Genomic DNA, 10703 nt, shown 5'->3' on the forward strand with positions numbered 1-10703 from the left:
GAGATGGCCCAGGCTCTTCAGCAACAGTCCGGGGATTTGCTGCTGCTCTGTACGGATACTCTAGCTTTTAATCCAGCCTTGGTACAGGTGATTCAAATCTTAGAACAGGCTCCGATCCGTCCACCGGTCTTGGTGTGGCAGCAGGCAGGGCGGCGGGGACAGCGATCGGCCAGTCCTGAGTTTTGGTCAGAAACCCAGATCCTGCGCCAGCGGTTAGATGCGATCGCTGCCCAAATGTTGCCCCTGGATATTTTGGTTGAAGACGTCATTTTGCGGATTCAAAGCACCTTAGGGCAACAATATTCCCAATCCCAGTGAGCGCTTCCAGGTAGCATTCCAAGGAGAACTACTCCTCCGGCGGTGGCGGCAGATCATCGGGCAGGGGCAAGGTGACGCGAAAGAGCTGGAACGCATCGGTTTCCTCTAGTTTTTCGGCTTGATCTAGGGGTAAGCCTGTGCGCCGCAGCCGCCCTGGATAGCCCAGCAGCAGGATGGAGTCGGGTGCATCCGGGCGATCGCCCAAGCGCTGTAGACGCTGGATCACCAAACTGGGAGCGCTCAGATATAAAATCGGCTGCTGGGTATAAAACACTAGGCTGGGCTTACTAAACCCCACCATAGCAATGGGTTCATTGGGCCGCTGTTGCGCAACCGCCACCTGAGCAAGATGGCGCAGGGGAGCTTGGCGTAGTTCATCGACGATAAAGCCCATAGGCATCACCGTCACCATCAAAAAGGCTGCAAAACCGACGATATGCACAGCCCAAAACCATCGCCCCTGCCCCTTGAGCCACAGGGTGACCATGGCGATCGCCATCAGCAGCCAGACAACCGTGCCAGCCTGGAGCAGCGATGTTTGCTGAATCACCTCCGGCAACGTGGGCATCGCCGGATCATCGCCCATCACCGCAGGGCTATAGAGCAAAGCAATCCCCAAGGCCACAGACAGCACCACGGTTACACCATGACTGAGGCGAATCGCCCAGCCCTGAGATGGCGATCGCAGCAGTTGATCACTCCAAAATAGACCCACAAGTATCGCCGCCGCCGGCATCAAGGGCAGCACATAGCTGGGTAGCTTGGTCACCGCCACGGTAAAGAATCCAAAAATTACCCCGAACCACGTCAGGGCAAACAAACTCAGTTGCCCGGATCGAGGTTGGTCTACCCAGTGCGATCGCCGCCAAACGCGCAGACGAGCGATCGCCACCGGCAGATAGACCGAGCTGGGAAAGAAGCCCGCTAGGACAACAATGAAGTAAAAGTACCAGGGCGCACCGTGGTTGTTGACCACCTGAGTGAAGCGCTCAAAGTTGTGGTAGCCAAAAAAGCTATCAGTGTAGGCAGCCCCATTTTCTAAAATAACCAGCACATACCAGGGTAGCGTCAGGATCACAAACCAGAGGATCCCCAACGCCAGATGCATTTCCTTCCACAGCACCGTCCATAGGTTGCCGGTGTACGCGAGAAAGCCAAGGATGGTTAAGCCAGGAATGACCAAACCCACCGGCCCCTTCGCAAGCACGGCTAAGGCCGTGAGAGTATAAAACGCAAAATACCATCCCTGCTGCACTCGGGGGCGATCGCGTTCCGTATAGCCGCAGAAAAATGACAGGAGGGCTGTTCCCATGCAGCCGCTGAGCAACATATCCGACACGCCCGTGCGCGCCCAGATTAACGTATGAGGATTCAACGCCATCAGGGCAGCCCCAATCCAAGCGGCCGCCCATCGCTGGTCTGAAGCAGACTGGGGATCATTCGCTTGGGCGGGGGATGGAAACCCAAAACGGCGCAGTACGTAGAATCCCATCACCGTCAGCGCAGTGGCGGAGAGGGCCGACGGCAGGCGCACCGACCATTCGTTGACCCCCAGGGTTTGATAGGCGATCGCCATCAGCCAATAGATGAGGGGAGGTTTATCAAATCGAGTATCCCCGTTAAAGTAGGGCGTAATCCAATCTCCCGTGACAGTCATCTGGCGAGCAGCTTCAGCAAACAGAGGTTCTGTTTCGTCAATAAGACCCACGCTGCCCAGATGCCAAAAAAAGGCTCCACCGCAGAGCAGCGTCAATCCAAGGGCGGCTAGTCCCCAACGGAGAGTAGGATGCTTATCCCACGATTGAACCAATAGGGAGAAAGGCGTAGAACGGGAATCCATGACAGGCTGTATCCATCAAGTCTGACCTTGATCATAAGCTGTCTTGAGGGAGGTCAGGGGTTTGGGATCAGATTTCTGGGATCGGTGGTAGGCTCTGTCTGAATGGCAGCTCAAAACCTGCGGTAGTGAATGGAGTTCCAGCCCCTTAGGCGCGCCATGAATAGCTGTCCCAGCGCTATCTCTACCAGCAACAGGCACGCTTAATCTTCAGGACAGTCTAGAAAGGAGACATGGATCATGCTTGCTCCCTGGCGATCGCCCTTGGCTCGGGCTCTGCATCGCAATCGTTCCCTAGCCTATGCTCGCTACCTACAGTTGGCGACTGTGCGGCCAGATGGCCGACCGGCTAATCGCACGGTGGTGTTTCGCGGATTTTTGGATGACAGCAATCAGCTACGGATAGCAACCGATGTCCGCAGCCAAAAAATTGACCAGATTCAGCATCAGGCCTATGGCGAACTCTGTTGGTACTTTCCCAAAACTCGCGAGCAGTTTCGCCTGGCAGGCTTCTTAACGGTGGTCACCCATGCTGAACCAGAACCGATGCTGCAAACCGCGCGGCGATCGCTCTGGCACGCCCTTTCCCCAACAGCCCGCAGCCAGTTTGCCTGGCCCGATCCCGGCGCGCCACGGATAGACGAGGATTCAGACATAGGTTCAGAAGCGATCGCGCCCATCCTAGACCTAGAGCAGCCGCTGGACACCTTCTGCCTGCTGCTGCTGGATCCAGATAGTGTTGATCATCTAGACCTGCGGGGAGAACCACAGCATCGCTGCCTGTATGAGCGCCAAGGAGAAGCCTGGACTAGCCAGGCCGTCAATCCTTAGGGTTTAGTGGTACTGAGGGTTTGGTAGTCAGGTAGCTAAATTCCCGTACCGTTGAGAAACTCTTCAATGGCCCGATCATTCAAGCGGCAGGAGTCAGAATCTTGGTCAGCTCCGTGATCCGAGGGCGCACCCATGGTCACCAACACGCGCTGGGGAGGAGCCGCTTGCTGCCATTGTTCCACTTGTTGTTCTAGGGCCTCAATGCGATCGAGGAGGGCTCGAATCACCTGCGCTTCCGAGTCGGGCAGGCGACCGTGCTCCAAGGGTTCGACCCGTTCACCGGAGCGATAGACGATCCGGCCGGGAACCCCCACCACCGTGCAGTCTGATGGCACGTCTCGAAGCACCACAGAACCAGCCCCAATCCGTACATTATCGCCAATTTCTAAATTACCCAGCACCTTAGCGCCAGCACCCACCACCACGTTATTGCCTAGGGTTGGGTGGCGTTTACCGCTTTCCTTGCCGGTTCCGCCCAAGGTCACCCCTTGGTAGATCAGGACATAGTCACCAATGATGGCCGTTTCGCCAATCACAACGCCCATGCCATGGTCGATGAACACGCCACGACCAATGGCCGCACCAGGGTGAATTTCGACGCCCGTGATGAAGCGCGCCAAGTGGGAGATGACCCGGGGAATCAGAGGGAGCCGCCAGCGATAGAGTTGATGGGCAATGCGATGTAGGACTAACGCTTGCAGCCCGGGATAGCACAGAATGACTTCAAGCCAGTTGCGGGCTGCCGGGTCGCGGTCAAAAATAATGCGGAAGTCGGCCGTTAGGGTAGACAGCACGAGTCTCTAACCTCGGTGTGCAATAGTTGGACAACGTTCGAAAGGTGGAACGGACGCCGCAGTTCAGCAAACAGGCTCAGCGCCGTAGGTTACTTCTCTAGAATCCTACAATGCACGGCTGCCCTATCCCTACCCCTAAATATCTTAACGTTCTGCGTCAACGAAATCCCACTAAGCCTTCACTTCAAATGTCAGGAGGGGCACAAAGGCTGACTTCATCAGCGATCGCCCCTACTACCCTACATCCTCGACGATCTACACCCCCTTCAATCCCACCATTGCTGCCCAGAGCGTGAGATGCCTTGAACCCTGAAGTTCTGTAGGATGAATCTTGCGTGGCATGATGTTGAAGAATAATGAGCTGCCAAGCCGTGGAGCAACAACGATGAACATTGGCATTGTGGGACTGGGGCTGATTGGCGGATCGCTGGCCATCGACTGGCGATCGCTAGGCCACACTATCTTGGGGGTAAGCCGTCGCCCTAGCACCTGTGAGGCGGCGATCGCTCGCGGCATCGTAGACCAGGCAAGCTGCGACCTGGCTCTGATGGCCGAGGCGGAGGTGGTGGTGCTCTGTACGCCCCTCGGGGCCTTCTTGCCCACGGTGGATCAGCTCTTACCCCATCTATCGCCGGAGACGATTGTCACCGATGTGGGTTCGGTCAAAGGCTGGGTGGTGGAGGCGATCGCCCCGCGCTGGGAGAATTTTGTGGGCGGGCATCCCATGGCGGGCACGGCGGAGAGCGGTCTCGATGCTGCCTTGACGGGGCTCTTCCAAAACTGCATCTATGCGATCACGCCCACTGCCCACACGCCGATCCGCGCCGTGGAGGTAGTCACCCAGCTCGCGCGATCGCTGCAAGCCCAAGTTTACAAGTGTGACCCGCAAGACCATGATCGGGCCGTGGCTTGGATTTCCCATCTGCCGGTGATGGTCAGCGCTAGTTTGATTGCTAGCTGCATGAACGAGGAGAGTGCTACGGTGCGATCGCTTGCCCAAACCCTTGCTAGTTCTGGCTTTCGAGATACAAGTCGGGTGGGTGGCGGCAATCCAGAACTGGGGGTGATGATGGCCCGGTATAACCAAGCCGCGGTGGTGCGATCGCTGCAAGGCTATCGTCAGCAGTTGGATGCCATCATCCAGACCATCGAAACCTCCGACTGGGACAGCCTAGAGACGCTGCTTGGGCAAACCCAACGCGATCGCCCCGCCTTTGTCGATCCGGCCTAGCCCCTACTCCACATCATCCAGTTCCTTGCGCCGCTGACGCCGCTGGGCCAGCTTAGATGCCCGCAGCATCCGCATGATCCAATCCATCAACGCCACCAGCGTCAGCAGCGCCACCAGAGCGAGCACCAGCGTGCTAAATAGTTCAATGCTGTCATGCTGGGTGGCGTTGAAGACCAGATAACTGGTGTAGGCCAGGTAGTAGCCCAAGAAGAGCAGCCCTTCCCAACGATCGACAATGCCCCCGGTGAAGAAAATGGGTAAACAGGCGATCGCCACCGCCACCATCACGGGAATATCAAACCGCAGGGCCGGCAGGGCAATGGGCAAGCCCTCGGGCGCAATCATGCTGCATACGCCCATGACAAACAGAATATTGAAAATATTGCTGCCGATCACATTACCGATAGCAATATCCTTCTCTCCCTTGATGCTTGCCATCACCGACGTAGCCAGTTCCGGCAGCGAGGTGCCTACCGCCACAATCGTCAGGCCAATAATCAGCTCACTGAAGCCCAAGGAACGGGCGATCGCCGAGGCACTGTAGACCAAGGAGCGCGACCCCAACACTAACATGGCAAAGCTGACAACAATCCAGCCTAGACGAATCGCAATCTGACCTTTGCGCGGGCGTTCCAGGGCGATTGCTGGAGGGGCATCAAGATCCAGCGCCGCGATTCGGGCATCTTCCGACTCCTCGCGACGACTTTGGTAAATGATAAATCCGGTGTAGATAAGCGCACCTAGAAACAGGATCATCCCTTCTAGGCGACCTATATTGCCATTCCAGGCCATGGCCATGGTCGTGATGGAGATACCAATCAGCAGCGGCACCTCCAAACGAATAATTTTTCTCGACACCACCAAGGGCGTCACCACCGACGAGATGCCTAAAATCAGCAGTACATTGGCAATATTGCTGCCGACCAAATTGCCCACGGCTAAATCTCCCAAACCGTCGTAGCTCGATTGCACCGACACCACCAATTCTGGGGCACTGGTACCGTAGGCCACAATCGTCAACCCAATCACCAAGGGAGAAATGCCAAACGCCAAAGCTAGGAAAGATGCATGATTGACTAGCATCTCCGCCCCAGCAATCAGCAGCGCACAGCCCACAATAAAAAGCAGAATCACCGTACTATCCATAAACGAGCCTAGGGAGTTGGCAGCGAACAAACACGAAACTCAGGGAATGAAAACGTCTTGAGGATGAACCTCGACAGCAGAGCGATCGCTTCCACAAACTAACCAAGACAGCGATCGCCTCACCCACCACCGTCTGTTCAACGCAGAAGTCAAAAGCAGGGATTGAGGCGATCGCTGTCCATCCAGACTAGACATTGGAACGCTTGGCCAAACCGTCTTTCATCCTGAGAATGCATCACGCGATCGCAACGGCATGGCGCAAGCCAGGCAAACATCAAGACCTAGCCCACGGTAATGAATCCTATTCTCAGAATAAAGTCCAGCCTGCCCCGATGTAAAACGGCTGACTTAACCATCACCTAGTATGCCCATCCAAGCAGCCTCCCTACAACGATAATCACGCTTTGAACGTTGCCGATGGGGTGGGGTTCAAAGCCGCCTTGGGATAGGGAATCCGCTTATGGTTGAACTGCTGCCAAACCTGCACAAAGATTTCTGCCACCTTGGCTAAATCGGCACGGCTAAGCCCAGAATCCACCAACTGATTATCCTGCCAGCGGTGGCGCATAATTTTGTTGACTGTGGACAGCGCTTCCTCGGGGGTGGCATCCTTAAGCGATCGCAGGGCTGCCTCACAGGAATCTGCCAGCATAACAATGCCAGTCTCCCGTGACTGAGGAATGGGGCCGTCGTAGCGGAAGTCCGCCTCATTCACCACCAAATTCGGGTTTTCTTTGGCGCGCTCTTGGGCCTGGTAATAAAAGTAGGTAATCAGCATGGTGCCCTGGTGCTCTGGAATAAACGAGCGCACAGCCCGGGGCAGGCGGCACTTGCGGGCCATGACCAACCCTTCGGTGACGTGTTTTTTGATAATAGCGGCACTTTTCCAAGGATCGTTAATCAAATCATGTTTGTTGGTCCCACCCATTTGATTTTCAATAAACCCCATGGCATCGTGCATTTTACCAATGTCGTGGTACAGGGTGCCGGTGCGAATCAGTTCCACATTGCAGCCCAGGGCCCGGGCCGCGGCCTCCGCGAGGGTCGCCACAAACAGGGTGTGCTGGAAGGTGCCCGGCGCTTCCGAAACGAGGCGCTTCAGGAGGGGACGGTTGGGATTCGACAGCTCCACCAATCGAGTAGGCGTAACGAGGTCAAACCCATGTTCTAGGTAGGGACTAACGCCCAAGGCGACGACGCTCCAGGCAATACCCAGCAGAGTCTGAATACCGGCAGCCGTGAGCACGGCATACCAAACAGGACTGGTAGCCGCCGTCAACATCAGGCTAAGACTTAAATACACCACCCCTTGGGTCAAGCCTACGCCTAAGCCTAAGAGAGCCAGCTCCTCGCGCGATCGCATCCGACCAGATAGTACAGCGCCCACCGCACTGCCCACCGCGCTCGCCAAAAGGGAATTGAGCGCCACTTCCATACCAATGGGCAGCACAATCCCCAGCAAGGCAATCACCGTCATGCTTAGAGGAGAGCCATAAAAACTACCGATTAAAAGACCAATGGCAGGCAAGCTGCTGCCGGGCAAGCCGAGGGCGATCGCCAAGGGAGCCGTTAACACCAACAGCAAAATCAGGACGTGGTCACGCAGTCGTAGCCGGGCATAAAAAATACGCTCAGAAAGCCAGAAAATGGCGATCGCCCCACTGATCAGCGCAGCAAAGCCTGCTAATGCCAGGTAATTGAGGCGGCGGCGACTCATGCCAAAGTGATCCAGCAGCACAAAATCAGCCTGGGTAATCGTGTCCCCCGCTTCTACAATGGTCTCCCCCCGACGAATAGCCACCATTTCTGGATCAATGGCCTCCGCCGCCTGCTCAGCCCGAATACGGGTCTGTTCCGGATCTTGGGTGAGGTTAGGGCGCACCACCGAGTCAAGCAACTCAACAGCCAAGGGTCTTACAGAATCTGACATACTCACCGCCACCTGAGCCTGAATGGCTTGGCGGCGAATACTGCTGGGCAAGCCTGGAGGAATGCCTTGGAGCAAAATGCGTTCTAGCACTTGACGCATCTCCCCTTGCACCTGAGTCCATTCCTCATCCGTTAAATCTAGGAGGTAAGGCCCAAAGGGTTTATCCAACTCATCGGGATCATTCTCAAGCTGATCCGCAACAGTCCTATAGCGATCGCGGGCTCGGCTGATCGTACTCTCCATATGCTGGACTTCATCCTCGGACTTGTCTCGCAGCGCCGTCCGTAGCTCTAGAATCGCCAGTTGTTGGGAACCACCCAGCCCATTAGCTGAGGAGGGTACACGAGTTGTGCTGGCGCTATCCGCTGGCATCCCCGGAGCCGCAGGACGCGGTGGTGGCGGCTGGAGCGTGGTGGCTGTGGAACTTGGCGCAGCAGAGCGCGATCGCGTCGAACCTTGCTGCACAGCAGACCAAATACTCCGCCATTCCCATTCGGTGGTGCGCTGGAGATAGCGCTGACTGGCCAGGGAGAGATTGCTGGTGGAGGTAAAGGGAAACCCGCCCAACTGCTTCCGTACATCATTCCCCCGTTGCAGTAGGCGATCAAAGGATTGATAGATCGTCTGATTGGCGGTTTCGTCAATCATCAAAACCGGGATTGAACCGGTACGAGCCGCTTGACGCGCTTCTTCAGTGGTTTTCGTGTCTTCAACCCGAGCATTATCCGGAGCTGTGAGGGTTTCTGGGGCCGTCGTATCCACGGCAAGCTGAGGTTCGTTATAAAACCGATACCCAATCACACTCGTCAGGGAGAGAATAGCCACACTCGTGAGCAACCCGCGCACCACCATGGGGCGCTGCTGGGAAACATCTTGCCGAAACGTCCGAGCAGAACGTTGAGTTGTTTTCATGGTCTGCAGCAATGGAGGTCGAGTCGAAGCTGAGACTGAACTGGGATGAAGCCGTCCGAGGCGATCGCCCAACTGCTGCATCCGAAACCCAAACCTGTAGGAGGAAGCACTCTGATGGGACTGTCGCCATCGATCTAACTGCTGAGTAAGACGTCGAAACGATTTCATCTCTGTACCAAAAATTCGAGTGGGAGAGCAATAGAGTAGCGCGCGGCGATTAGCTCTAGTCCAACAAGACCTAGACAAAGGTCTTGATCAAAACCGTATTAGGGGCAAGACGGAAGAAGCACCACACTCAACAGAACAGAGACATGAAGACGATAGGGCGCGAGGTCAGCGAGATATCCGTGTAGATCCACTATGTTCAGGTCACCCTAGTGTGAACAATTATGGTCAAAATCGCCATCTACCTACAGAATTGTATATTGCGATTATAGAAGCTCAACCGAGAAGACAAGGGACTGATACCTCCAACAGGCTGCATTTCCTTGAAGCAAAGGGATCGTAGCGATCGGTTACCAGAGATACAACTTCAAGCGCATACTCCACATCCTCAAGTAATAGTATATCGAAGCTATTCCACGACGGTCTTCAAACTTAACGGGGCTGCAAGGTCTGGGCCGCTGCGATCGCCCAGCTAGGATCGATGACAGAATTGGGAGTCAGGGCTCCCATCCATGCCGCCGCTAGGCGCTGCACCTCATGCTCAAGCTCTAATCGAGACGAGATCCCCCAAAGCTGGAGCAGGCTAGAGGGGCGATCGCCGTTTCCTTCAACGGCTCCATACCAACACCAAGGCCATCCCAACGCTCCATGGAATGCCCCCGCCAACATGCCCACCGTCATACCCACACTGCGATAGGTATCCACGTCCTGAATCCCCTGCTGCTCGCAGTGATAAAGCGATCGCACGAGGGTCAGAGCCGGTGCATCGGTTATGGTTTGCATAGCTGAAGCGGCGATCGCCAGAGTGGCTTTTAGGGGTCGATCAATTTCTATATCCGAAGGCATTAGACCTACAGCGGCCTCCTTCCGTTTCAGGATTTGGGCCATCCATCGGGCAAGATCCTGCACCCCAGCGGTTATCGTGGCACTGCGGGACGGCTCGAACGGCAACCGGCTCATGATGTGCTGAAACTGCTGCTCGAAGGCGGATAGATCATCGTGGTAAAACAGCATCAAAGGCACCGCATAGCTGATCGCCTGGGCAAGCGATCGCTCCTCTGTGAACCTATCAACAGACTGATCGATAGACAGATCAACCGTGGATAGATCACCCCTAGCGATCGCCCCATGGACTTGAAGCTGATGAACCAGGGCTAAACTGTGCCGCCCCCAGGCAGGCAGCGGGGCGGCAGCCAGGAAATGAGGTTGATATAAAAGATGGGTAAGCGATCGCCCTGGTGAGCGCCGCGCTGTCCATCCCGCAGCCATCAAATCGCCAAAGAGAACGCCCCAATAAACGCCTAGCCATTGATCAATAAGGGATGGAAGATGAGCAAGCGGGTAGACCAGCGGCATAGGTACGTAGATGTAAAACGCTAGAAAATTAATCCGGATAGACGAGTGGAGCGATCGACGATGTGCAGTACACTCATGGCACAGTTAGTGCAGTGCAATTATATAAAGTGCAAGTGTGGACTCTGGACATAACCATAGCAAACAATCATGAACGGCAGGATCACTCACGGTTTCCTCTCTAAT

At 55.7% G+C, this 10703-nt stretch carries 7 protein-coding genes and 1 pseudogene; 3 read left to right on the top strand and 5 right to left on the bottom strand.

The annotated features are described in order from the left end of the window. Positions 1 to 318: hypothetical protein (locus tag V6D20_03265; protein ID HEY9814813.1), on the top strand; the 318-nt coding region annotated here is incomplete at its 5' end. Between the two features lie 28 nt (positions 319 to 346). On the opposite strand, the gene V6D20_03270 is transcribed toward V6D20_03265, so the two are convergent. Next, positions 347 to 2158, bottom strand: a complete 1812-nt coding sequence (locus tag V6D20_03270) for a glycosyltransferase family 39 protein (protein ID HEY9814814.1) — start codon at positions 2156 to 2158, stop codon at positions 347 to 349. Positions 2159 to 2395: 237 nt separating this feature from the next. On the opposite strand from V6D20_03270, the gene V6D20_03275 reads away from it, so the two are divergent. Continuing rightward, a complete protein-coding gene (locus tag V6D20_03275; GenBank protein HEY9814815.1) occupies positions 2396 to 2986 on the top strand; it encodes an Npun_F5749 family FMN-dependent PPOX-type flavoprotein in 591 nt (196 codons plus the stop codon). 173 nt (positions 2987 to 3159) lie between these two features. Here the strand turns inward: V6D20_03275 and cysE are convergent. Continuing rightward, positions 3160 to 3780 (bottom strand): annotated as a pseudogene (gene cysE, locus V6D20_03280) (serine O-acetyltransferase). Positions 3781 to 4123: 343 nt separating this feature from the next. Between cysE and V6D20_03285 the strand changes: the two are divergent. Continuing rightward, positions 4124 to 5011 carry a prephenate/arogenate dehydrogenase gene (locus tag V6D20_03285; GenBank protein ID HEY9814816.1) on the top strand — a complete coding sequence of 296 codons (888 nt, stop codon included), beginning with the start codon at positions 4124 to 4126 and terminating at the stop codon, positions 5009 to 5011. A 3-nt stretch (positions 5012 to 5014) separates the two neighbouring features. On the opposite strand, the gene V6D20_03290 is transcribed toward V6D20_03285, so the two are convergent. From V6D20_03290 to V6D20_03300, 3 genes are all read right to left on the bottom strand, one after another. Continuing rightward, on the bottom strand, positions 5015 to 6187 hold the full coding sequence (locus V6D20_03290; protein ID HEY9814817.1) for a calcium/sodium antiporter: 1173 nt from the start codon (positions 6185 to 6187) through the stop codon (positions 5015 to 5017). Positions 6188 to 6554: 367 nt separating this feature from the next. Continuing rightward, the gene (locus V6D20_03295; GenBank protein ID HEY9814818.1) at positions 6555 to 9167 is read right to left on the bottom strand and encodes an HDIG domain-containing metalloprotein; all 2613 of its coding nucleotides are present in this window, start codon (positions 9165 to 9167) and stop codon (positions 6555 to 6557) included. 429 nt (positions 9168 to 9596) lie between these two features. Further along, the gene (locus V6D20_03300; protein HEY9814819.1) at positions 9597 to 10520 is read right to left on the bottom strand and encodes a hypothetical protein; all 924 of its coding nucleotides are present in this window, start codon (positions 10518 to 10520) and stop codon (positions 9597 to 9599) included. Positions 10521 to 10703 lie beyond the last annotated feature (183 nt).

It is taken from the genome of Candidatus Obscuribacterales bacterium (genome assembly GCA_036703605.1).
Lineage (GTDB): Bacteria > Cyanobacteriota > Cyanobacteriia > RECH01 > RECH01 > RECH01.